The sequence below is a fragment of the Tenericutes bacterium MZ-XQ genome (genome assembly GCA_002838205.1).
GTDB lineage: Bacteria > Bacillota_I > Bacilli_A > Acholeplasmatales > Acholeplasmataceae > Mariniplasma.
Genome location: CP017950.1, coordinates 1,556,721 through 1,580,796, shown reverse-complemented (window position 1 = coordinate 1,580,796; position 24,076 = coordinate 1,556,721). Strand labels below are relative to the sequence as shown.

Annotated in this window: 26 protein-coding genes; 20 read left to right on the top strand and 6 right to left on the bottom strand. The window is 29.2% G+C overall.

The window, feature by feature from the left end; all coding sequences use genetic code 11:
* Positions 1-7: 7 nt before the first annotated feature.
* The gene (locus BK011_07855) at positions 8-667 is read left to right on the top strand and encodes a hypothetical protein (protein AUD65611.1); all 660 of its coding nucleotides are present in this window, start codon (positions 8-10) and stop codon (positions 665-667) included.
* 381 nt (positions 668-1,048) lie between these two features.
* Here BK011_07855 and BK011_07850 read toward each other — a convergent pair whose 3' ends face one another.
* Positions 1,049-1,570, bottom strand: coding sequence for a hypothetical protein (locus BK011_07850; protein AUD65610.1), 522 nt, complete (start codon positions 1,568-1,570; stop codon positions 1,049-1,051).
* A gap of 355 nt (positions 1,571-1,925) precedes the next feature.
* Positions 1,926-2,861 carry a hypothetical protein gene (locus BK011_07845; GenBank protein AUD65609.1) on the bottom strand — a complete coding sequence of 312 codons (936 nt, stop codon included), beginning with the start codon at positions 2,859-2,861 and terminating at the stop codon, positions 1,926-1,928.
* Between the two features lie 310 nt (positions 2,862-3,171).
* Here BK011_07845 and BK011_07840 point away from each other — a divergent pair, with 310 nt between their 5' ends.
* A complete protein-coding gene (locus BK011_07840) occupies positions 3,172-3,453 on the top strand; it encodes a hypothetical protein (protein ID AUD65608.1) in 282 nt (93 codons plus the stop codon).
* 146 nt (positions 3,454-3,599) lie between these two features.
* On the opposite strand, the gene BK011_07835 is transcribed toward BK011_07840, so the two are convergent.
* Positions 3,600-4,826 carry a hypothetical protein gene (locus tag BK011_07835; protein AUD65607.1) on the bottom strand — a complete coding sequence of 409 codons (1,227 nt, stop codon included), beginning with the start codon at positions 4,824-4,826 and terminating at the stop codon, positions 3,600-3,602.
* 454 nt (positions 4,827-5,280) lie between these two features.
* Between BK011_07835 and BK011_07830 the strand changes: the two genes are divergently transcribed.
* Positions 5,281-6,627: a hypothetical protein gene (locus BK011_07830; GenBank protein ID AUD65606.1), complete on the top strand. Its 1,347-nt coding sequence runs from the start codon at positions 5,281-5,283 to the stop codon at positions 6,625-6,627.
* Between the two features lie 19 nt (positions 6,628-6,646).
* Positions 6,647-7,816: a hypothetical protein gene (locus BK011_07825; GenBank protein ID AUD65605.1), complete on the top strand. Its 1,170-nt coding sequence runs from the start codon at positions 6,647-6,649 to the stop codon at positions 7,814-7,816.
* Between the two features lie 486 nt (positions 7,817-8,302).
* Here the strand turns inward: BK011_07825 and BK011_07820 are convergent, their stop codons facing one another.
* Positions 8,303-8,482 carry a hypothetical protein gene (locus BK011_07820; protein ID AUD65604.1) on the bottom strand — a complete coding sequence of 60 codons (180 nt, stop codon included), beginning with the start codon at positions 8,480-8,482 and terminating at the stop codon, positions 8,303-8,305.
* 219 nt (positions 8,483-8,701) lie between these two features.
* Here BK011_07820 and BK011_07815 point away from each other — a divergent pair, with 219 nt between their 5' ends.
* From BK011_07815 to BK011_07785, 7 genes are all read left to right on the top strand, one after another.
* On the top strand, positions 8,702-9,421 hold the full coding sequence (locus BK011_07815) for a hypothetical protein (protein ID AUD65603.1): 720 nt from the start codon (positions 8,702-8,704) through the stop codon (positions 9,419-9,421).
* A 73-nt stretch (positions 9,422-9,494) separates the two neighbouring features.
* Positions 9,495-10,043 (top strand): hypothetical protein, encoded by a 549-nt coding sequence (locus BK011_07810; protein ID AUD65602.1) that lies wholly within the window; start codon positions 9,495-9,497, stop codon positions 10,041-10,043.
* Positions 10,044-10,122: 79 nt separating this feature from the next.
* Complete coding sequence (locus BK011_07805; protein AUD65601.1) at positions 10,123-11,235, top strand: hypothetical protein; 1,113 nt, start codon at positions 10,123-10,125, stop codon at positions 11,233-11,235.
* 54 nt (positions 11,236-11,289) lie between these two features.
* Complete coding sequence (locus tag BK011_07800) at positions 11,290-13,593, top strand: hypothetical protein (protein ID AUD65600.1); 2,304 nt, start codon at positions 11,290-11,292, stop codon at positions 13,591-13,593.
* A gap of 116 nt (positions 13,594-13,709) precedes the next feature.
* Entirely contained in the window at positions 13,710-14,309 is a 600-nt protein-coding gene (locus BK011_07795; protein AUD65599.1) for a hypothetical protein, read from the top strand.
* A gap of 141 nt (positions 14,310-14,450) precedes the next feature.
* Positions 14,451-14,981, top strand: coding sequence for a hypothetical protein (locus BK011_07790; GenBank protein AUD65598.1), 531 nt, complete (start codon positions 14,451-14,453; stop codon positions 14,979-14,981).
* A gap of 116 nt (positions 14,982-15,097) precedes the next feature.
* The gene (locus BK011_07785; GenBank protein ID AUD65597.1) at positions 15,098-15,856 is read left to right on the top strand and encodes a hypothetical protein; all 759 of its coding nucleotides are present in this window, start codon (positions 15,098-15,100) and stop codon (positions 15,854-15,856) included.
* A gap of 13 nt (positions 15,857-15,869) precedes the next feature.
* Here the strand turns inward: BK011_07785 and BK011_07780 are convergent, their stop codons facing one another.
* Both BK011_07780 and BK011_07775 read right to left on the bottom strand, forming a co-directional pair.
* Positions 15,870-16,721, bottom strand: a complete 852-nt coding sequence (locus tag BK011_07780; GenBank protein ID AUD65596.1) for a hypothetical protein — start codon at positions 16,719-16,721, stop codon at positions 15,870-15,872.
* Positions 16,718-17,065, bottom strand: coding sequence for a hypothetical protein (locus BK011_07775; GenBank protein AUD65595.1), 348 nt, complete (start codon positions 17,063-17,065; stop codon positions 16,718-16,720). Before BK011_07775 ends, BK011_07780 begins: the two co-directional genes overlap by 4 nt.
* 188 nt (positions 17,066-17,253) lie before the next feature.
* On the opposite strand from BK011_07775, the gene BK011_07770 reads away from it, so the two are divergent.
* From BK011_07770 to BK011_07730, 9 genes are all read left to right on the top strand, one after another.
* Complete coding sequence (locus BK011_07770; GenBank protein ID AUD65594.1) at positions 17,254-17,940, top strand: hypothetical protein; 687 nt, start codon at positions 17,254-17,256, stop codon at positions 17,938-17,940.
* 474 nt (positions 17,941-18,414) lie between these two features.
* Complete coding sequence (locus BK011_07765) at positions 18,415-18,648, top strand: hypothetical protein (GenBank protein ID AUD65593.1); 234 nt, start codon at positions 18,415-18,417, stop codon at positions 18,646-18,648.
* A 169-nt stretch (positions 18,649-18,817) separates the two neighbouring features.
* Positions 18,818-19,288, top strand: a complete 471-nt coding sequence (locus tag BK011_07760) for a hypothetical protein (protein AUD65592.1) — start codon at positions 18,818-18,820, stop codon at positions 19,286-19,288.
* Between the two features lie 169 nt (positions 19,289-19,457).
* The gene (locus BK011_07755; protein ID AUD65591.1) at positions 19,458-19,826 is read left to right on the top strand and encodes a hypothetical protein; all 369 of its coding nucleotides are present in this window, start codon (positions 19,458-19,460) and stop codon (positions 19,824-19,826) included.
* A gap of 59 nt (positions 19,827-19,885) precedes the next feature.
* Positions 19,886-20,752 carry a hypothetical protein gene (locus BK011_07750; protein ID AUD65590.1) on the top strand — a complete coding sequence of 289 codons (867 nt, stop codon included), beginning with the start codon at positions 19,886-19,888 and terminating at the stop codon, positions 20,750-20,752.
* Between the two features lie 129 nt (positions 20,753-20,881).
* A complete protein-coding gene (locus BK011_07745; GenBank protein ID AUD65589.1) occupies positions 20,882-21,169 on the top strand; it encodes a hypothetical protein in 288 nt (95 codons plus the stop codon).
* 466 nt (positions 21,170-21,635) lie between these two features.
* Positions 21,636-22,370, top strand: coding sequence for a hypothetical protein (locus BK011_07740; protein AUD65588.1), 735 nt, complete (start codon positions 21,636-21,638; stop codon positions 22,368-22,370).
* A 187-nt stretch (positions 22,371-22,557) separates the two neighbouring features.
* Positions 22,558-23,097 (top strand): hypothetical protein, encoded by a 540-nt coding sequence (locus BK011_07735; GenBank protein ID AUD65587.1) that lies wholly within the window; start codon positions 22,558-22,560, stop codon positions 23,095-23,097.
* Positions 23,098-23,148: 51 nt separating this feature from the next.
* On the top strand, positions 23,149-24,063 hold the full coding sequence (locus BK011_07730; GenBank protein ID AUD65586.1) for a hypothetical protein: 915 nt from the start codon (positions 23,149-23,151) through the stop codon (positions 24,061-24,063).
* Positions 24,064-24,076 lie beyond the last annotated feature (13 nt).

The window sequence follows — 24,076 nt, the reverse complement described above, 5'->3', positions numbered from 1 at the left end:
GATAAATATGTTAAAGTTTTCTAAACTGTACTGGGAGTTATCTTATAAAAAACTAGTTAGTTATGTATTTCTATATCCAATTATGATGCTGCTTATTCAGTTCGACTCATCAGGGTTAGAAGTTGAATCTTTGTCTTTTTCTTCACTTCATTTATTTGGAATACTAATAATCATAATGACACAGAATACAGCTTTTAGGATTAACAAGTACTTGGCACAAAACAACTATAAATTGATTGTTAATAAACTTCCAACACCTATGAACAGTTGGATTCGTAGTTTTATGATTTTTATTATATTATTTTCCTTATTAACTCTTATCATAGCTTGTGGATATATTTGGATTCTAATAGATGGTGTCCAATTGAGATGGGAGATCATCAACATGATTTTCTTTTCGAACCTCATTGCATCTACGTTGTCTATAGCGATAATTTATCTCCATACTTTGTTGAAAACCAGTGATTATTTAGTTGTGAATTATATTTTACTATTTTTTGGGTTAATGACTCCGCTATTAATGATTACAATAGGAAAAATACTGAAACTTGAGGTAGTAACTAGATTGCCTTATAGAATTACTGAGATTTCATGGATTCCCATTTCATTGTCATTTAGTGTTTTAGTAATTATCATCATGTATGGGTGTGAAATGAAGAAAGTGTGAATATGAAGAGGTGAAAAAATGAGTCGAAAATATTGATATATCTTTACGTTAGGTCTAGTTCTTGTTGTAGAAATTTTGAGTCTGCACATCTATGAGTTGAATGAACTGCATGAACTAGTGTTTGTAACAATATCGATACTAGTAACGATTATATTATTGTTTTTTGTGATATTTATGGCAGAAAAAAATACAGATCAATTGGATTTGTTTAGTCAAGGTTTATATATCATTGCAATAGCATTATTTCTAATTGTTGGATATATGTTTGAGATATTTTATTTATCATGGCTGTTCCTTCCAATAGCCCGTGCAGTTATCCTCATAAAAAAAAGTTCTAATAATTAATATTAGGACTTTTTTTTCGAATTGCAGTAAATACTGTTATTTATATTTTTTTGAGTATAGAATTAGTTTCTTCTTGATATCTTCATTTTTGAAGTGTTTGTCAATTTCATCTTCTTTAATAATTTGTCCATCCATCATCAGCTGTATACAAGATTTCGCAACGATAACTTCCATTTTTTCTGGGTTATCAAGAGCCTCCAAGAAATTGATTTCTCCATCCTTGTTCAAACCATTCATCATGTTTTTGTAGATTTGATTGTTTTGCCCAAGTGCAAGTCCGATTTTCTTGATACATCTAAATGCTTCATAGATGTTAGCGATGTTGATTACTTCTTTCGTTCTCAAAATATCTCCTCCTGGGGTTAATATGTGATCTACAGTTACTTCTAATACATCACTTAACTTTAATAACAGTGATGTATCCGGGAGTGTAGAACCTGTCTCCCATTTTGATACTGCTTGAAAACTGATATTTAATCTGTCAGCAAGTTGTTTCTGTGTTAGCTGCAATTCGGTTCTTCTAGACTTAATATACTGTCCAACTTTATAAATGTTCATAGTATACCTCCAAGTTAATTATATTCTATCTTTCTTAATTCAACAATAACTTGATATTTGAATTAAATCAACTATAAATTGAATGTTCTCTTGACAATTGATTTATATAGCTTTAGATATATGATTAACAAGACTCTTGAGTGATTCATGTCAAGTGTTAGATGTGAAAATATAGCTCTAAGCTGGTCAAAAAAATAAACTCGGGTCATTTAGAAAAAGCAACACGGGTTGATAGCACTGAAAATCGAGATAAACACTGTACGGACAAGACATAATTCGTAAAAAATACAAATAAGAACCATTCTTTATTTGTATTTTTTTATTATATTAGTAGTTATTTGTAGTGAAATATTACCTATTTAATGTCTCTATTGATATCTTCAATACATTTATTATATAACTGTATAGGACTCATTTCTAAGTCCTTTTTTATTGTATTAATGAACATGTTAATCTCATAATCATTCTTTTTTGCAATTGATGTAATTATGCATAAGTTTGCATACTTTTCAGCATCAAGTCTATTACCTAAAATTAAGTTTGAGTAAGACTGAACATAGTACAGATGAGCTAAGCCACTAAAGTCTGAATGTTTAATTGAATATTCAATACCTATTGAAGAGATATGTTTAGCTTCTTTATGTTTGTGCAATCTTAATAAGAAAAGTGATGTGTTAGAGAAGATGGAAGGAAGAATTTTGCTTGTTTCTGAACTAGTATATGTTACTTCAATATCGTAGAGGATATTTATTAACTTATTAAGTGCTAGGACCTTATTAGTCTTGATTTCAATCTCTGCAATCAACTGTAAAGATATTAAGCTCACGAAGTCGAAAGCGAAAAAGGCTAAACAGTTTGGATAGTTACAGAGTTTATATAGTTTTAATAAGATTTCTTGAAGTGGAGTACTGTTAGTCTCGTAGTCAGCTTTACAGTAGCAAAACCCTAAAAATCTTTTATTTTGCTCTTCAACAATACTGTTGAGTTTCAAGGTGCTTGATTGTTCATAAAATAGTTGATAATTTCTATTTATAATTAAACTGTATAGATTGTTAATTCTTTGAAATTCATAAACATCTTGTTTGCTTGCACTGTAATAGAAATCCACAGTGCTAATCTTAAGTTTTTTACAAAATGCAGATATTTTGGGATGCTTAAGAGATCTTTGTCCAGATTTATATCTATGAAATGTTCTAATATCAACAATGTCCTCACAAAAATCATCAATAGTAAGTTTGTTCTTTATTCTTAAATTATCAAGATGTATTGCATATTTTTGACTTTCTTTCATATACTCTCCCTAATTGTGACTATTCTGGCCATTCTCGATATTCTTTTTCTTAGTTATCCTAATAATGAGGAGGAAGTTATGAAAAAGAAAATCTTATATTTCTTGATTATAATACTATCTCTGTTATGCCTTATCAATATGAATAGTAATATAAAGGTGAACGCAGACGGGGAGGACATCACTTCAGTTTCATCTCCAAGTCCTCGACCATAACTTAATTATACTCTTATGAGAGGTATATTTTCAAGAAAACGAAAATAGTAGATGTGAATCTACGTTTTCGTAAAAAGATTTTTTGGAAAGGAAGTATATGACTGTAAATCAAATAATTAAAATAGAGTTTCCTGCATTAAGTAAAACAATTAAGGAGTACTCCTCAAATAATTTTATTAGAAGTTATGCAGAACAAATAGCACTAGTAAAGTATCCAGAAGAGAAAGTAGTACTTGAAACCTTATTAAGAAAACTTGTAGATTGGTATGAGAAAGAAATTGAAGTAATTATACGAAGTGAGTATGTCAGAAGTAAAGAAGAACATATCTTCTGCTTTAGTTTATTGAAACAAGTTATTGTTTTGATGGATGAAGGTTGAGGGTTAGCTACTTCAAATAAATAAGAAAGCAACCGGTAAAGATGTCAAGCACTAAAAATATAAAAAACGAGTAAAATTTAATAAAAAGCATCATTTAAAGACATGCTTAAAAAAGTAAAAGTTATAAGAATTAATCTAATTAAGTTTTACTTATAAAGTCTATTGGTACTCAACAAACCATAGATAAGACGAATAAGTTTTCTAGCAGTTAAGGCGAGTGCACGTTTGTGTTGATGAGTCGTGACTTCATCATATTTCTTATGATAAAAATCACGATACTCAGGTATATGAATTCTAGCCATGTTGGCTGCTTGGATTAAAAAGTAGCGCAAATATTTATTTCCAGTTTTAGTCATGTAAGTCTCATCAGCGGTGAATTTCCCGGATTGATTTTTACGCCAGGTAATACCTGCATATTTAGCAAGTGCATCATTGGATTCAAACTGACTAATATCAACAATCTCAGCTAAGATACCGGCTGCATAAACTTTACCAATACCAGGTATAGACGTTAAGATTTGATAGTGATCATGATTAAACCCAGCGACTTGTCGCAAAATGGCTTTATCAATATCTTTCATTTCATGTTCATAACATTTAATGACATTTATGGATGAGGCGAGAGCTGTATTAATAGGATCATAAGAAACTTTATCAAGACGATAAGAATCTCTAGCAGCTTTTTGGATCTTAGCAGCGATATCAAGTGAATTATCAAAGCGATTTTTACTTGATTTAGCAACAAAGTCAGATAAATCTTCTAAAGATGAATCGATAATATCATCAATGGTTTTATAATCTAATAAGAGATCAACAGCAGTTGATCCAAAGTTATTAGAAAATATAGTTTCAAAGTTAGAAAACTTTATAAACACGTTATTAAGGGCATAAACCTTCTCATTGGATAGTTTTTCAGCAATATGAAGTCTATGCCTTGTGAGTCTTTCTAAAGCAAGTCTTTGACCACCTTTAAAGGGAGTTAACTCATCGGTTCTTCCAACTCTAGCAATATCAGCTAAGATGTAAGCATCTTTAGGATCAGTTTTATCCATATCAGCAAAACTTTTTCTATAATTTTTAGAAATTTTAGGATTGATGAGATAAACTTTGATATCGAAAACACTCAAAAACTTAGAAGCTGATAAGTAGGTCGCAAGATGACCGGAGTAAACACCAGTTGACTCTAAGATGACAATGACTTTAGAGAGATGATGTTTATCAAGAAGTTTTAAAATATGCGTTTCAATTAAGTTCGCACCATCTTGGGTATTAGGAATATTGACAGATAAAAGTTTATCACGATTAAAGTTAAGTGCATAAACGTGATTGGACAGTTTAGCAACGTCAATACCAACACATAAAGTATGATTCAAAAGAACACCTTCTTTCAAGGGAAAATAGATATAAGAGAAGTCCTAGCCTTGAAAGACAACTGCAGCCTCGCCAATAAGAAACCACCGTTAGACATAGAAGTTGAGTGAAATCTAACGGGTAACAACAACCGGTTAGCAGATAAGCCAATCAAGCAGGTTTGCACGCTTAAATAGCACCATGATGTGCAAGGAGTGGAAGCAGATTCTTCTAGTTACATCTTGATTTAATTATAACACTAGGACTTCAAACTTATAAATAATGATATGTAGTAAGGTATCAACCTAAATCTACACTACATATTATACGAGGAGTGTAACTATGAAACTAAAAAAAGTAAAGAAAGCTAAGCAAAGTAGTCCTATGGAGTTAGCGAATATTACTTGGTGTAGCGGTTGCTGACATGTTTCATTAAGAAATGCACTAGATGCATTTCTTTTCGGAAAGGAGAGGAATATGTTAATTAAATCTGAAAATCTTATAACCTATAAAATTGATGATGGGTTCATGATTTATAATAAATTATACGGGAAGTTACTGTTTATTGATGAAACACAGCATCGAATAATGCAATTCTTCTATGAGCTTAAAGAACTTGATGATTTAGTAGCAAGTATGAATCTTTATGATCAAAGGGAAATTCTAGAAGATATCATTAAGGATTTTTTGGAGTATAGAATTCTATTAGAAGGCAACTTCAATGAAAGATTGCATTTGAAAGAGGAGAATAAGTCTTTTATTAACCAAACTAATGATGCTTCTAGCATAGATTTTATTGGTTTTAGCATCACAGATAAGTGCAATTTTAGTTGTAAGTATTGTATAGCATCACATCAATATCAAAAATATAATAAACCGAAATTTGATTCTGATAAATTGATTAAGTTTATTGACTGGTTTATTGTACAAGCTATTACATACAATAAAAGTGAAGTAGGTATTGGTTTTACTGGTGGTGAACCTTTGATAGAATGGAATATGATTAAGAGTGTGTTGCAATTTATATTTGATAAACATAGATCAAGTATAAAAATTAATGTTTTTATCAATACCAATGCTTCTTTGTTGACCGAAGAAATATGTGCTGATTTTAAGAACTTCAATATACAACCATCATTAAGTTTAGATGGATATAAGATGGTTAACGACACTGTAAGAGTGTATAATAATGGAGAGGGAACATTTGATGATATTTTAGGAGGTATGAGGTTGCTAAAGAAGGCAGGAATAAATATATATGGTTTTTACCTCACTTTAACAGATGATAATTTTAATGTTGATGAAAAAAAACTTTTTGATTTTTGTGAGGTTAATGGGTTTAACAATATCACTATAGAACCCGATTTAGTAAAACCGCTGAGCAAAAGTACTGATGAAGTTGTGGAAAAGTTAATGAAGTTCTACTTTGTAGGGAAAAAGAGAAACGTTCAAGTGAATGGATTCTGGAAAAGACCATATAATAATTTAACTTCATATCAGGATGTTAGAAAAGGTTTTTGCAGAGCTTTAGATTTTAAATCTATAGTTGTGAATCAAAATGGGGATATCTCACCATGTGGATATTCCAATACAGTTTTATCAAATATCTCTAATCCTGAATGCTTCAACACAGAGTACAAAAAATTTATACTTAGTAATTTGCCTGGAGAGATTTTGAACTGTAATAACTGTGAAATAGAAGGTGCTTGTAAAGGGGGATGTTTTATTACTCGTGAACAGAACGATTCTGAGTTGTTTGAATATCGATGCAGAATTTATAAAGGAGTAACTAAAGAATTGATAACGTCAAGAGAGAACTTTTGATTATGCGAGGTGGTAAAATATGATTAAAAAACAATTGATGCTAATTTTAAACTTTTCAAGAACTAGTATTATCATTCCAATTACAACGTTATATTATTTGCGAATAGGGCTTGATTTATCTGACATATCTTTTTTGATTTTAGTTGGATCAATCGTGGTATTTTTGTTAGAATTTCCAACAGGATTGTTGTCAGACAAATATAGCTCCAAAAAATTAGTCATAATGGGTTTATTCTTTGAGATATTCGGAGTTGTTCTAATAGTGTTGAATGTTTCATATTTTTTCATAGTTATTGGTAATATCATGATAGCAATAAGTATTGCTATATTATCTGGTGCAATTGATGTCTATATTCTTGCAAATTTTAAAAGTAAAAATGAAACTTTAAAGGATTTCTATGCAAGACTTAATCTAGACAGAATTCTAGTGAATTTACTAGTTGGTGTACTTGGTTTATTCTTATTTTATTACAATTTCTATCTTCCAATGATTATTAAGATATTTTTGAGTGTTACTGTTTATTTAATTGTTTTCCTAACGGATGATGAGAATAGTAGACAATCCCAAAGTATGAGTAATTCGATAAAAAGTCTAATGAAAAAATGCTATCAGGATGTTAAATCTAATAGAATATTGTTTAGCTTGATAATTCTTAGCTTTGTATTTATTTTCTCAGTTAATACAATTTTCACGTTTTGGCAACCAATCTTAAGTGATTACCTAAGTCTAGAAAATATTAAGTACGGCATTATAATCAGTTTTGTATTAAATTCGCTCGGATTAGTAGTAGGAGCTTTCTTCTATAAGAATAAACTAAAAAAAATGAATCAAAATCGTTTATTTATAATCACTTATAGTATTTTTATTCTTATTCTTAGTTTTGTAGTGATTGCAGATGATTTCATTTTCGTCTTACTATTAATATTACTATATTATGTTTTAATGTCGATTATTGGTCCTTCAAGACATTTTTTAATTAACTCTAGGGTCGACAACACTAACCGTGCAAGTATCTTATCTTTCTATTCATTGATAGATCAACTTGGTGTTTTCTTCTTTGGTTTAGTTGGAACAATTGTTTTATCTATATACGATTTAGATGTATTACTCTTATTAGCATCTGTATTGCCTCTTCTTGCTGTATTGCCAAACCTAGGAAAGTTCTTGAGAGTTAATAGAGAGAACTAACTATCAAATCCTATTTATTTTGTCAAGTGTTTTAGTGAAAAGACCGCTCTAAGCTAGTCAAAAAAATAAACACGGGTCATCTAGAAAAAGCAACTCGGGTTGATAGCTCTTAAAATCGAGATAAACTCGGTACGGACAAGACAATTAAATCTTTAATAGGTAGTGAAAAACTACCAAATAATACCAAATTATGCCCTTTTAGGGCATTTTTTAATAAAAATAGTTCATCTGAAAGTCTGTAACGACCTCCAAGATGGACTTTTATTTTTGAAAATATAAATTGAAATTAAGTTATGACACGGGTTCGAACTTTATAGATAAACAGAATATGTAACATCAACATTTTTATAACCAAGTTTCAAAGGTAATACGGATTCAATTAACTTATGATTATACTCACCATTATCAAATAGATTAAGTTTGATAGAATAATTTGATATTGAGTGGATTGTAATTGCAGCGAATATTTTTTTGATTTTTGTATATCTAAAGTATCATCAATATTACGAATAAACTTAAAGTAACTGTGAAGATTGTTTTTGCAGATAAAAGTTTGGTTTTGAAATTTAATAAGTCTATCTTTTCGTTAGAATTTTCTAAATCAGTATCACAAACAGTTACACTTTCATTTATGTATGATGTAATGTTTGGTGTTAAATCATTCATATAAAATTTCATTTGAGAGATAACATCGATTAGTAGAATAGTTAAGTTTTTAACAGTAATGCTTACGCTATTCTTTTTCTGCTTATTATAGCAACATAGATTAATGAATTGAAAAATGATATAATAACTACAAAGAACATAAAGTACAAGAAAATGGTATCAATTCAAAATTTCCAAAAATGGAGTGAAGTATCCTTAAAAATAAGAGGAGTGGTTAAAGTGGAAAAACATCAACTAATAATAAATGAACTTGAAAAAGTCGAAACTTGGAAAGATGAAGAGTCTTTTTTAGTTGATGCACTAATCATGAGTAATGCAAAACTATTCATCAAATCATATAAAGATATTGAAGAACATAGCATAGTAACGGTCGCACCTCTATTAAGACAAGTTCATGAAAATATTATAGCCATCCTTGGGATAGGTGATGGTGTTATCACAATGAAAGACTTCATTGAACAATCATATAAACCCAAAACAGTTATGAATAAAATAAAAGATAAAAACCCTCAAATTGATAGTGATAATTTTGATTTTACTAACAATTATTTGTTTGGAATAAAGGAAACGCTTAATGTATTTACTCATACAAATTTTGAAGGAATTATGACTTTATTTACAGAAAGATTTCAAGTCTTTGAGTCAATTGAATTTAATAAAATCATGATGAAGTTTTTTGTAACATTGTTGGAAGGTCCTTTTATTGCAATTGTAAATAGCATTTATAAATTAGATATAGAGTTACCAGCTAAGTATGACCTGAATAAAGAGTTGAAACGTATAAATTCTCTTAAATACATCACAAGACATTTTCCTGAACCTATTAAAGAATTTATAAATAATTCAGAAGTTCTTAATGGGTATTATAAGAACATTATAAATTCTATTAAAACAGCCTCAAATGAAGTAAATGGAAGCTCCCATTCTAATTCAAACTAAATGCAGGAATCACTTTTGAAATCAGTTTTTCATATAAAATTGAAAATAGATTTTGTAAAAAAGGAGAATGAGTATGTTTGATAAAGTTTTTATTCATGCAAATGATTTTTTTGAAGTAGCTAGGAGATGTGCCTTTCCTAAAGGAGAAGTTACTAAGAATAATTTACCATTAATTGTTCCTGAGTTTGTAAACCTTGCTTTTGCATGTGAGTTATACATAAAATCTATTGCTCAATTCACCAACGCTAATGTCAAGAAAACTCATAAACTTAATGAATTATTTGATAAATTAAGTGCTAATGACAAAGAGGCAGTTTACTCTCTTTGGAGAATTACTAATGGCAATAACGTGGACGATCATTATTATGTTAGGCAAATGATTAGAAATAACTTAGAAGCCGTTACAGATGTCTTTACAAGATTTAGATATGCTCATGAATGGGCAACCACAACTATAAGTTTAGAACATAGTTTTACTACCGAACAATTCGTGAAATTTTCGACCCTAAGTGCAAGTAGACCTTTTGGATCACCGCCAGTATATTCTGGATTTTTAAAGCAATTTACTATAACAGTAAAAACATACGCAGAACAACTAATGGGGAAACAATATAATTCGTAAATTAATATAAAATCCGTTAAAATTAATGAATTCATAAAGTTCTATAAAGTAAGTGAATTTATTCAAGTAGGTGATAAAGATGCATAACTATTCAAACTCAGATTATCAATTGCATTTGAGAGAACAAGAAAATAAAACTATTAAGCAAACACTAATTGTAACTGGAAATGGATTTGATCTGCAATGCGGATTAAAGTCTAGTTATTATGATTTTTTTAGTTGGTGTGAGTTAAATATAAAGGGGTTTAAAGACTTAAAAAACGCTAAAAATAGTACGTTTAATAGTCAAGGGCTAATTCAGGGGGCATTTGAAAATAATCCTAATCTAACAGTCTGGGATTTATACTTCATGTATAAAAGCACATTAACAAATAACAAATGGTGTGATATTGAATTCGAAATAAATGAATCTATCCAGTCTGGTTTTTGGAACTCCATAATTAGTGACATTAACTATTTTCAAGAAAATGGAAATTGGTCTTATCCTGACGAAGAATGGTTCTTTGCATGGATGATGAACGATAGATATTACAGTAATAACAATTGGATGTACTTAAACTCTGGATTTCCAACTGGAATGATTAAAACTGTTCAAGTGTCAAGTGATGATTTTCACAGCAAGTTATTACTTGAATTAAATATTTTTGAGAAAAGATTCTCCAACTATATGGAAGATGAATTAAAGAAAAATACTGATTATCACATGAATCAATCAAACCTTCTTAATAAATTAGTTCAATCAACAACTAACGATGATACATATAGTATATTAACGTTTAATTACACACCATATAGTTCGGAATACAAATATATAAATATTCACGGTGATTTAAAATCATTGATTTTTGGTATAAGTAATAACAACAACAAAAACAGTCTTGCACACATATTTACAAAGTCACACAGAAGAATGGAAGAAGAATTGCCAATACTGGCTGATTTTGTTTCTAGTAAGGAAAATACAGTGGTTTTTTATGGAGTGTCATTCAACAATTTGGATATTGATTATTATAGGATGATTATAGAACAATTCGGATATGATAGATTGTACTTTTGCTATTCAGACTATGGAGAAATAAATAGGAAATCTGAGTATGAAAATGCAGTTAAAAAATTGGTTGAACAATTGTCTATTGGTGATTTCTATAGTTTGAGAGAGCAGGGAAAAATTAGAATCATAAAAATCGATTAAGATGATAAGTACTACATAATATTACTATATGCTATTTTAAGGGAGGGGCAACAAATGTATAATTTAGAAAACCTTAATGATTATGAGTTTGAACAACTAGCTAAAGACATAATGCAAAAAAAATTGAATATCAAGTTGCATAGGTTCAAAAAAGGTCAGGATGGCGGAATTGATATCTGCGATAATGATTTTAAAATTATTATACAAGTTAAGCATTACTTTAAAAGTTCATGGAGTAATTTAAAAGCTGCTTTAAAATTGGAAATTCCAAAAGTAGAAGACTTAGACCCTCAAGATTATTATATTTTCACAAGCATCAGTCTTAATCCACAGAATAAAAAAGAAATATTAAATTTATTCCCAAAATATATAAAAAATATTTCACATATAATTGATAAAATTGAAATAGATGATTTTTTGGCAAATAGTGAAAATGAAGATATTTTGAATAAACACTTCAAACTGTGGTTTTATTCTGCAGACTTGTTAAATAAGATGTATCAAAGACATGTTTTTCTGGACTGTGAAGAACTCTTGTTTGATATAAACAAATCGGTTCAACGTTTTGTGAAAACTAGTTCATACAACGAATGTTTAAAAAAAATGTCTGAAAATAATGTTTTGATCATAACAGGAAGTCCTGGTGTTGGAAAGAGCACAATTTCAAAAATGATTGTTTTGAATTATATTAAGAAAGATTATTCTGTAAGATACGTTTCTAACAATAATGTAAGCGACTTGAAAAATTCACTTAGTAATAATCCAGAAAAAAGAGAAATAATTTTATTGGACGACTTTTTAGGGCAACACTATTTAAAGATTAAGGAATCTACTTCTAATGAAATAAAAACACTAATATCATATGTTGAAAATAGTTCTTCTAAAAAGATAATTTTAAACAGTAGGATCACTATTTTAAATGAAGCAAAACAATCAAATATAGATTTTGAAAAATTCATTCAAGAACAAAAAAATAATAACTATGTTATTGATCTAGATAAAATGAGTCATCTTGAAAAAGCGAAAATATTTTATAACCATCTATTCTTTTCAAATGTACCAGAAAATCATTTTAAGATTATAAAAAAAAGTTCAGCATACGAAAACATTATAAAACATAAAAATTATAACCCTAGAATTATTGAGTATGTTACTAATACATATAATTTGGAAAATATAGATGCCGATGCATACAGACCTTTCATAATTGATAACTTAAATAATCCAGATAAAGTATGGGATGATGAATTTAGAAACCGATTGACTGATGAAGATAGAATATTTATGCATACTTTGTATTCTTTAACTGATAGTTCAATAGAAGAAGTTATTCTTAGAAAAGCATTTGATAAGAGGATATTTAAAGAAGGAATTGTAACAAATCAAAATGTATTTGATGACGTTTACAAAAGATTAGGTGAAGCTCTAATTAAAACGACTATAAATAATTCAAAGAAAACACCATACTTAGAAATATCTGTTATCAACCCCTCAGTTAACGATTATTTAAAAAAGAGAATTTATTCTAATTTAAATGAACAGAAATCGATAGTTAAGTATGCTAATTATATCGAACAGGTTAACAAGATAATGACCATCAATGATAAAGAAAGAAAAATGTTCTTTAACCATAATGAATTGTTGTTGGAGTCGTTTTCTAATCAAACAAGTTATTTTTATCTTAAACATTTAATAAGTCTAAGTGTTTTAGATAAAAATCAAGAAAAAAACGTACAAGAAGCATTTGAAAAAATATGTGTGAAATCTTCTTGGTTATATGAGGATTTAATGGTGGAATTGCTTGAAAAAGGATATTGTGATTTTTATAATCTAATCAATCTATTATTAAACAATTTGGAAAGCGCATTAAGACTTTTCCCTCTAGACTCGATTAAAATCATATATAAGTTGTTAAAACAAAAACAAAAAGATTTTAGTAAGGATATAGAAGATACATTTGCAACCCTATTTATTGAATCAATACAAGATTATGTTTTAGATGAAATGAATAATGAACTGCCAATCATTGTTGCAAATTGCATGTTAGAATCTAATCCGACAATTAATCCTGAATATGATTATGAAGAACAATACGTTGAGTACTTTAGTAGCAAAATAGAAGATTTAATAAATGAGGAGATCGAGCAAAAGATTATAAGCCAAATAAAAGAAATTCCAGTATATATAGAAAATACAAGTATAGATAGGGGATATATATTTTATAATATTGATATCGACGGAGCAATTAAAGCTTATATAAAAGAAAGAGAAGAAGAAAATAGAGATTATGATAACTATGATCAACAGTATGCAGAAAAAGAAGAATGGGATATAATCCATGAGTTATTTTCAGAATAGTAATCTATTCAATAATAGTGGGTTATGAATCCATTAGTGAGTAAATGATATACTTTTATGGGTATTAGATATGCAAAATCGAGTAAAACAAGGAAAAATGTAAATAGGGAGATCTTATGCAATATAAAATTATAGAATATACAGAAAAATATCATGATGAATGGGTTAAGTGCAGATTGCTATCGTTTTTAGATTCTTCATACTTTGATGATGTACATAGAGAAAAAGAACGAGAAGAAAATCCAACACTATCACTGCTTGCCTTGTTTAATGATGAAGTGATTGGTTTTATTGATATTGAATATGAAAGCAATATAGGAGATGTCTGCTATCTTAAAGGCAAACAAGGTGGTGTTGTTTGGCATTTAGGGGTTTTAAAACAATATAGAAGACACGGAGTTGCTAATCGACTACTAGAAGATGCAATTACTAGATTAAAAGATTTAAACATCGAAAGACTTGAAGCTTGGACTCAGGATGATTTAGCGGCAAATAAATGGTATGAGATGCAAGGTTTTGTTTTTAAAGAATCCTATTTGAATGCTTATTTTAATGGATCGCTTGAAAATATTAAGGAATACTTGAATCTTGATAAGATTGGTACCATTTATGGTATTAGAAAAATAAATTTTGAAGCACCAATTGAAAGAAAAGATGAACTTAGTAAAATATGTTATAGATTACATGAAGTGAAATTATACGAGATAATATTTTAACTTAGAATCAATTCAATAAATCACTGTTTATGCATTCTCAAATAGGAAAATAATATACTTTTATGGGTATTAGATATGCAAATAGTGGAAAAATCGAGTAAATAACGGAAAACAAAAAAAGAAAAGATTGGAGATCTAAAAATGGACATAATTAGCACAAAAAGACTTATACTCAGACCTTACAATAAAGGGGATTTTGATGCTGTTCATGAGTATGCTTCAAATGATGAAATTGTTAAATATATGCTTTTTGGTCCAAATACATATCAAGAAACGGTAAATTTTGTTACTAGAATTATTGACTTTTATTATTGTGAAAAACCAATAACTAATTTAGAGTATGCGATTGAGTTAAACGGATCAATGGTTGGTGGAGTTTCAATACATATTGACTATGATCAAAAAGTAGGTGAAATGGGCTGGATACTAAATCCTATATTTCATAGACAAGGCATTGTAAGTGAAGCTGCAGAAGCCCTAAAACAATATGCAATTAGTAAGTTTGGTTTAATTAAAATAATTGCGAAATGTGATTCACGAAATATTGCATCTCAGGGTGTGATGAGAAAAATTGGGATGCATAAAATTTGTGTTGAAGAAAATACAAGGATAGATAAAAAAACTGGTATTTATGAGTTTCATAATTTGGTTTATCAAATAGAAACATTATAATTAATCTATTCAATAATTACCATTTATGATGTCTTAAATAGGAAAATGATATACTTTTATGGGTAGTAGATAGGCAAATAGTGGAAAAATCGAGTAAATCAAAATAAGGAGTTATTGTGAGCGATAGAATTTGGATAAAAAACTTAAAATCAGATATAGATCAAATCGAGCTGTTTATAGTTGAAATGAAAAATTATGTTAAACATTTATCTAAAATTGATTTTGATCCTATTCGAGTACATAATTCAATCATCAGTCAATTTACTGATTCACTAGAAGCAGTAGTCATACTTTTAAATAGCAATTACAAAGATTCTTCAACTTTGTTAACTAGCAAAATTAACAATATCAATGGTATATTCATTTACCTTAGAAAAATGATTGAAGCTGATATGATACTTAATATTGCTATAAATAATGGAAAAGAACTTTATGAACTTTATTTATCTCAAGATTCAATTGATGAATCACATGTAAGTAATAAATTTGGGAATAATAGAAATATGTTTGCATTTTCAAATGAACCATCAAATAAGAAATACTACTGGATTGAAAAAGCACTTGATAAAAGGGTTGATTCAATTGATGATTTAATAGATTTAGCTCATGTTGTCCCTGATGCCAAATCCAATATGAAGGCATGGATAAAAGAATGTAATTATATGTCGCATCCTACTTTATATTCTGATGATAAAATAATTGCTCCATTTAATGGAACGTTTATGGATGATATTTGCTATGTTTTTGAAATAATAATTGAAATCATTCATGCTTTTTATGAAATGATAAAAGCAATTGAAAATATACCTCAATATCATAGTGAATATGACATTGATAAAATTAAAAAAAGAATACCGAATGAAACTGTTTGCTAAATATGGACAGTAATTAAAAAAGGCTAGGAAGAGTTGACATTCTCAATTGTAGAGGTGTCAACTCTTTTATTATTTTACTTTGTCTATCTTCATTGTAATATGTGATGTAAGAATCGACAAGTGTTTTCATTTGTTTTATTGTGATTTGATGATGAAGATGCATACATTCACTTTTAAATTGACTGAAGAAAGATTCTATTGGACAATTATCTACGCAGCTGCCTTTTGCTGATACACTATGTTTTATCCAATGTCTTTTCAACCACCTATGGTAAGTTTGTCCAACAAATGCGGTACCTTGATCAGAATGCAGTATTAATCCTTTGCGATAATTTCTGGGTACGGTTCTTGTTGCTTGTTTTAAAGTATCCATGACTAGTTTCAAATCATTTCTTTCGGAAACTTTGTAACTGACAATATATTTATCATAGAGATCTTTTATCGCACACAAATAGATGGTTCCTTGTGTTGTGGGCAAATAAGAAACATCTATACTCCACTTTTGATTTGACATTTTTGTGGTAAAATCTCTTTGAAGGAGATTAGGAATGCGATGATGGTTGACCTTGCTATATCTTTTTCTCTTTCGTCTGATAATAGACTGAATACCATTCAGTTTCATGTATCGATACACGGTGCTCTTCGTGGTAAAGACGCCGTGTATTTTCTTTAATTTCATTTGAATTGTTTCTATGCCCCATCTTTTATCTTTATGGTAGAGACTAACAATCTGATGGTTAAGCAATTCATTGAACGCTTTATATTTTGGCCTACCTAAGCGAATCCATTCATAGTAACCGCTTCTTGAACATGACATCCTCATGCAGAGATAGATGATAGAATAACGATCCTTTAATTGGTCTATGACTTGGTATTTTTCTCGCGCGTTCTTAGGTAGGCTACCGCTTTTTTTATGTCTTCACCACTTTTGATATATTTTAACAGTTCTTCTTTACTCATGATGTCCAAGTTAAGCTTCTTAGGTCTACCTTTGTTTGGTATATCTTTTTTCGTACCTTTTCCTCTACGATCTACACAAGTGCCATGCTTTCGATACTGTTTTACCCATAAATCTAATTGACTATGAACAATATCAAAACTTCTAAGTATTTGACGCTGTGTTTTCTCTTTGCTTAAATACAGTTCTACAATCTTGTTTTTCTCATCAATTGTATACGATGGATGCTTTCTTGTTTTTCTTTCATTCATTCTAACGACTCCTTTATATTCATTCTAACAAAAAAAGCTAGAACACTATACTATGTCCTAGCCTTTTTTTAAGTTGTCCGTTTTAATCAAATAGTTTCAATTTGTCATTATTTAAAAAAGATTTTTTCACTAAATTAAGTAATAAGTTTTCCGATGCGAGTAATTTTAAACAGGTGGATTATAATCAAGTGCCATATAATATCAGAGCTGAATTTTCAATGATGACTGTTGGTATAACGGCATCATTTATAGAAAATGGATTAGGCGAAAGAAAAAAAAGATCACTAGGCAAGTTGGTTGACATATTTGCTGAAGATTTAAGAGATTTATTAATTGGATATTATCAAAAAAATAATGCTATTTTCTATTCAAAAATTAGACAAGTTTTGGAAGATGTTTCATACATAAATCAAATATTAAATATGACCGAAGAACAAATAGAAATATTTCAATCATATACGGATATCCAAAGATATATAAATGCTGATTATGTTATTAATATGAGAAAAAGCTATATTAAACCACCTTTTGACTTTAAAAAGTGGAATATAAACTCTAGTAATAATAAAATGACGGTCGAACAGTATTATCAACAAAACCTCACATTTTTAAAAGACTATTTTAAGAATAACTTTAACCAAAACGTAAAAACAAAAGATATTAAAAGACCAAACTCATGGCTTTATGATGGCAAAAATATTCCGAGCAATTGGCAAATGATTAAAACAATGCTACTAAACATTAATCATCATACACATGAAAACATTGACTTTTATAGTGGGCTATATAGTTTGAGCAGTTTACATTGTCATATTAACAACTTTTCAATAACCAACAAATATATACAAAAAGAACAAACATACATTTATTGTTAATAATATTGATAAAATGTACATAAATCACTTTTAAATAATGTACATTTTATCAATATTATTAACAGGGTAAATATCTATAGGAGAAAAGGGTTTATGATAAAGAAAATCTGTGATAGAATAGGAGGTGAAAAATATGACATACGCAATGACATTAGACAACTCATGGGAACTCATGAGTGAAGAAGAGATGTATGATGTTAATGGGGGGGCAGTATTCCTTGGTGGGCTGCAGCACTAGGAGCTTTAGCTATAGCTGCAATTGCTACAGCAATCATAGTAACAGCCGGTGCTATCTTGGTTGCTGGATGGTCAGCAGTCATGGTACTAGGACCTGTATCAGCACTTGTAGGTGCAGTTGGTGCTAAAGTTGCACTTGGTTTTTTTGCAACTTCTGTTGCTGGGGGAATATCCCTCGGAATAGCAGTTGGAAATTGGATGACAAGCTAGCATTTATTAAGGAAAGGAAGCGGTTATATGCAAATTAATGAAAAAAATAAGTCAATAAATAGAATTAGAGTTTTGTCATTATGTGTTTCATTTTTGCTAGCAATGAACTTTGGAGTACAAGTCAGTTTATATATACTCAATTTGCATAACATAGACTTCAATTTACTTATTGCATATTTTTTGTTAGTACTTGTATCATTTTTAGGATATTATTACATTTTGCATGAGTACAAGAAGCAACTTCATAAAGAGAATACATGATTATACAATTTTAGTATTAGAGTAGTTATCAGAGTAGTCAAGGAACTTATAATGAAATGAAGCGGAAAACTTCATAGAGTTATAAGTTCTTTTTTTATGCCAATCGCATTTATCAATCGCGTTTTCAAATGTATTTAAAAGGTGGAATGAAAATGCAAAATTAGTCAAAATGAAATTTATCGAAACATGTGCAGAACTTAAACTTACTCATATCTTAAAATATCAAGCGATTCTTTATAACCATGAGATGGATGACATCATTGGTGAGATGATTCACTATATTGAAAGTAAAAAAGGTAAAGCAACACGTATCTTAACCATTACTAAGGGATTAAACTTTGAAACAGGTAAACAAAGACTCGTGATGGATTTTTATATAGAAATGAATCAACCCACCATAGGTAGTAACAAGTTTTCATATCTACCCATTTATGAATTAACCAATTGTGTCGTCTCTAAATATAAAGGTCATCCACAAAACGCTTCTATAGCAACCAAAGAAGTAAATGACTACATTAAAAAACATGAACTAGAACCAATCAGTCCAGTACATCAAGTGATGAAGATTGATAAAAAGACTAAAAAGAAAGAACAAAAGAAGAACGAAGTTGACTTAGAAGTCTATATCAAAGTCAATTAAAACACAATAAGGGAAACGAAATCACACGTTTATGGCGGTAGAGGGATTATGGATCTGAAGTACCCTATAAGTTGACTAATCATCAACAATCAATCTAAGAGGGTAAATATCTATAGGAGAAAAGGGTTTATGATGAAGAAAATCTGTGATAGAATAGGAGGTGAAAAAAATGACATACGCGATGACTTTAGATAATTCTTGGGAACTAATGACTGAAGATGAAATGTATGATGTAAATGGTGGAGGAACTGTCGATTTACTTTACATATCATATAATGACTTAGTTGGACTTTTAGGTGCCGCAATGATGTCAGGAATGACAGTCACTTACGCTTACATGGGAGTGCATTTAATCGCAGCTACTGTAGGTATTTCAATCCCAGTTTTAGGCTTGTTAGCTAGTGCTTATATTCTAGCACACGCAGCCCAATTAGCTGTTGCTTTAATTGATGCTGCCGGGTCACGAAAAGGTATAATGATTCAAGCAAATACCTTTTGGGGAATACCAACAGGAACATTCTCATTTTCTGTCCAATAATTAAGTAGGATCCACACCAAACTTGTGTTTGGTGTGGAATACCTTTGGAGGAGCACAATATGGCTAAAAGTAAAATTTATTTTATTATTAATATGTTTTTTTATTTAGATATAGTTATTTTGTCTATTGTTATATCTAATTTTGGGCTAGAGAGTACTAATGGATTTTTTTTGGTCTCACCATATCTTTTTATCTTTATTTTTGCTAACTATTTTAAAATTTTCCAACCAGATATCAGAAAATATTATGCTTTAACATTCCTCGTCAAAGTATTGCTTGTATTATTAGGTTATAATGCTGGAAAATATATTTTAATGTCTACTGTACAAGTTCTATTATTTAGTGTGTTGATTTGCCTAATTTTTGTGTCGCATATGATGGATAATTACATATTTCACAACAAGAAGTTTAAAGAAGTTTTTTTAAATAGTTATCAAATTCCAGACATGACTATGAATAATTTAGCTAATATTGCTGATGATGAGAATCTTAGAGAATTATTTAGTGCTTCAAAAACAATGATTTCAAAATTACATTTTAATACTTTTTGTTTGGGTTTTTCATATGTATTATTAATTATGTCAATCATATTTGTTAATAGTACTGTTATGAGAATCTTTGGAATTGTACTAATATTCATAAGTATATTGCTTTGTTTTTATATTCTAAGGATTTTTTATATGGACTTTATAATTAATAAAAAAATAGGCTTAAAATTAGGTGTATCTGTAATTCTAACAGCTATTGTTCCTTTCTCACTCTATATTTTTCATAACTTTGTTCTTAGCTCTTCAAATACTTATATATTCGCCTTACTTGTGGTTTTTATTATCCCATATTGGAGTATATATAAAAAAGAAGCAAAGTTATTGTGGGATAAATTTATCTTAGAATACAAAGAGAAGATTGGATCAAATGATTTTTAAGTTAGCAATATTTCTATATTTTCATTAATGATGAACATATATTAAATAATAGAGTTATAAAGATGAAGGTAACATTAATTTTTCACGAATATATAGAGAGATGATAAATTAAATGAAAGGAGATAATCAATGCCTGATAAAAAATCTTGGAGCAAGGTGATTGAAACTACTGAAGGACCTGTTGAACTTAGTTCATATACAACATCTGATGGTAGCACAACTGACATAGAAAAAGGCTCGGATTACTATAAATCACAGCACAACAATGAATCTAACGATAGAGATGTTTGTGTGCATGATCATAATTCAGATGGGACTGAAGACAAAACATGGTATGCTAAATCTGATGATGAGTCTAGCGAAAAACATGAGTATGATGAGGATGAAGTAAAATCAGAACATTATGAAGATAAGTAGTTTTTTGTAGAAACTAGACGATTTCGATTACATTAGTGAACCGGAATTAAAAAAAACATTTCATTTTCAATACTAAATTAAGTGGAATAATCAGGTATTTACTTTCTCGAATTTTCCAGTATTTTCCACTTTAGGTCATTTTCTTACCAGTTGTAGTAGGTCAACTATTTTCCATAATTTACCCATAGATACCACTACTTACTCGATTTTTCTCGAATTAGCAATTTCTTACCAGTTAGGGTTAAAGAGCCCCCAAAAACACGACCCTTTAAGGTTAACAGAGACTCCAATGACTAAGACAGAATTTGAGACTATTTCTCAAATTCTTTTTTTTGTGATAAAATTATTGTAATTCATTTAAAATTTGTTCTGTAATACATGTGCAAGTCATACTTGACAAAATGGATAATGAAGTTGGTGGGTTATTCTGTTAGTTAATAGTATAATTCTTCTATGGGGTGATAAAATGGATTATGGAATAAAAATATACGAATTAAGAAAAGAAAAAGGTCTGTCACAAGAAGAAGTGGCTAACAAATTAGGTGTTTCTAGACAAAGTATTAGTTTGTGGGAAACAAATCAAGCTTCTCCATCTGTGGAAAATCTGATTTCCTTTGCAAAGTTATTTAATACATCTATTGATGAATTAGTTGGTGTAAAAGATGTGAGAACAATAGTAGAAAATATTGAAGAAACTTCACTATTTAGTATCGAATATAAAGAAGATAAACATGTAGTTTATAGTAGAGATTACAAGTACTTAAACTCAAAAGCTGATATGATTATGTTCTTCTTAAGCCTTGCCTTTTTAATTTTTGCGCTATTATCTTTTTTAAGTGCATTGAATATGGAAATTCAAATTGCTAGAATTGCTTTAATTATTGGCTTTATTAGCAACATGATTGGATTGATCATCTATCCGTTTTATATTTATATCAATATTCTAAAAAAGACTGAGAATCAACATAATATTCATATCGAATTTCATAACGATTATCTCATTTATGATTGTTTCTATTTCAATAAAAAAACGATTCCGTACGAATTGATTGATTACTATATTAGAAAAAAAGATTATCTTCTTATCTATACTATTAAAGGTCCAAGGATATATGTTCCTACTATAAACGATATAGATATAGATGATTTTTTATCTGAAAAAGTTGAGAGAAGAAAAAATAAAAAACCGTTTTGGAAATAAAAGCAACACACAATATTTTAGGGTAAAACTCCGTAATGTATACATCAAAATCGGGTAAAACTCCGTAATAAAGACACAAGTTTATAACAAAGAGATGCTTGATTATTAAGCATCTTTTTTTAATTGTAAATGTTATAATTAAATGTTATATTTATATATAGGAGTGCACAGGATTATTGCTTAAAGCATGGATTCAAAAATCAAATATAATATTATAGCGAGAGGAAAAAACAAAGAAATGAACGTTAAAGAAAGCGGAATCATAGATATTATTAAAGATAAATATCAACAAGACACGATACTATTAATTGCTACAGCAAAAGATAATGTACCATCAGTTAGATCAGTAGATACTTTTTATCACGATGGTTCTTTTTGGGTGGTGACAGATTTGAGATGTAACTACGTCAATGAAATCATGAGTAATGAAAATGTGATGATATCTGATGGAGGACATAACAGATTTTGGTCAAAGGCATCTGTTGTTGGTCATCCTTTAGAAGAGAAAAACAAATCCATTCGAGATGTATACATGAAAGTGTTTCACCATTGGTATGAAGAAGTCAATAATGAATCACTAGATAGTGTTTGTTATATAAAGATTACTCCATATAAGGGGTATATACATAAAGATAAGATTGGCTATGCGTTTAATATTGAAGAAGATAAAGTAGAGAAAAAAGCGATCACACATCATATAGATGTTAAACTTGAACCTTTTTGGTAACAGGATTATCATCAGCGAATATATAGTATAATAGACTGCAGAGTTAAAAAGGTGTATTATGAACAGAGAAATATATTTTTTAAATATGAAATTAGAGATTGGAAAACATGGGGAGATGTTTTTCAATCTGTTTCTATTTTTGAACCTTTAATCAAAAGAATTTTTGAGATTGAACAAATACCATTTGGTAAAATAGAAAACACGAAACCAGGTACTCATGGTGTTTTTAAAGTGGGTAAATATATAGTTAAGATATTTGCTCCAAAAGCATCTGAATATGATAGTACATCAGCATATGAAACAGAAATAAAGGCTATGGATATAGCTCATAAACTAGATATCTTAGTCCCAAAGATGATCGCGAAAGGTAGTGTTGATGATAAGTATGAGTTTAATTACCTGATCATGGAATATATAGATGGTATAACAATAGGAGACATAAAGTCTTCGTTATCAAGCGATCAAAAATACATTATCGGTAAGAAGATAAAATGGATTGTGGATCGCTTTTCAAAATCATCTGAACATATCAATGAAATTGAAGTTATAAATCGGACGTTAGCATCTGATAAATGGATGGATTGTCCAAAAGATATAAAAGATATGCAAACACTTTTTCTAAATCAAATCAAAGATGAAAAAAGAGTTTTTGTACATGGTGATTTAACAGAAGATAATATCATAATCACGCCTAATTTTGATATATACATACTTGACTTTGCAGATGCAGTATCAGCACCTAAAATATATGAATATATGCCGCTCATCGCAGACGCTTTTAGTTTTGATAAAGATTTTATTCGTGGTTTTTTTGGAGATATAAATATACATGAGCTTGCAACATTATGCTTGCATGGGATATTAGTTCACGAGTATGGTTTTCAATCTATAAAACAGCTTTTTACAGATGTGATTGATGTAAAAACACTTAAAGAACAGATTTATTTTGCTATGGGTAAAGTTTAGTTTAAATCTATAT

Coding starts and splice junctions, on each gene's coding strand:
- BK011_07855 (AUD65611.1), top strand. CDS start 8: ATGTTAAAGTTTTCTAAACTGTACTGGGAGTTATCTTATAAAAAACTA.
- BK011_07850 (AUD65610.1), bottom strand. CDS start 1,570: ATGAACATTTATAAAGTTGGACAGTATATTAAGTCTAGAAGAACCGAA.
- BK011_07845 (AUD65609.1), bottom strand. CDS start 2,861: ATGAAAGAAAGTCAAAAATATGCAATACATCTTGATAATTTAAGAATA.
- BK011_07840 (AUD65608.1), top strand. CDS start 3,172: ATGACTGTAAATCAAATAATTAAAATAGAGTTTCCTGCATTAAGTAAA.
- BK011_07830 (AUD65606.1), top strand. CDS start 5,281: ATGTTAATTAAATCTGAAAATCTTATAACCTATAAAATTGATGATGGG.
- BK011_07825 (AUD65605.1), top strand. CDS start 6,647: ATGATTAAAAAACAATTGATGCTAATTTTAAACTTTTCAAGAACTAGT.
- BK011_07820 (AUD65604.1), bottom strand. CDS start 8,482: ATGAATGATTTAACACCAAACATTACATCATACATAAATGAAAGTGTA.
- BK011_07810 (AUD65602.1), top strand. CDS start 9,495: ATGTTTGATAAAGTTTTTATTCATGCAAATGATTTTTTTGAAGTAGCT.
- BK011_07805 (AUD65601.1), top strand. CDS start 10,123: ATGCATAACTATTCAAACTCAGATTATCAATTGCATTTGAGAGAACAA.
- BK011_07800 (AUD65600.1), top strand. CDS start 11,290: ATGTATAATTTAGAAAACCTTAATGATTATGAGTTTGAACAACTAGCT.
- BK011_07795 (AUD65599.1), top strand. CDS start 13,710: ATGCAATATAAAATTATAGAATATACAGAAAAATATCATGATGAATGG.
- BK011_07790 (AUD65598.1), top strand. CDS start 14,451: ATGGACATAATTAGCACAAAAAGACTTATACTCAGACCTTACAATAAA.
- BK011_07775 (AUD65595.1), bottom strand. CDS start 17,065: ATGAATGAAAGAAAAACAAGAAAGCATCCATCGTATACAATTGATGAG.
- BK011_07765 (AUD65593.1), top strand. CDS start 18,415: ATGCAAATTAATGAAAAAAATAAGTCAATAAATAGAATTAGAGTTTTG.
- BK011_07760 (AUD65592.1), top strand. CDS start 18,818: ATGAAATTTATCGAAACATGTGCAGAACTTAAACTTACTCATATCTTA.
- BK011_07755 (AUD65591.1), top strand. CDS start 19,458: ATGACATACGCGATGACTTTAGATAATTCTTGGGAACTAATGACTGAA.
- BK011_07750 (AUD65590.1), top strand. CDS start 19,886: ATGGCTAAAAGTAAAATTTATTTTATTATTAATATGTTTTTTTATTTA.
- BK011_07745 (AUD65589.1), top strand. CDS start 20,882: ATGCCTGATAAAAAATCTTGGAGCAAGGTGATTGAAACTACTGAAGGA.
- BK011_07740 (AUD65588.1), top strand. CDS start 21,636: ATGGATTATGGAATAAAAATATACGAATTAAGAAAAGAAAAAGGTCTG.
- BK011_07735 (AUD65587.1), top strand. CDS start 22,558: ATGGATTCAAAAATCAAATATAATATTATAGCGAGAGGAAAAAACAAA.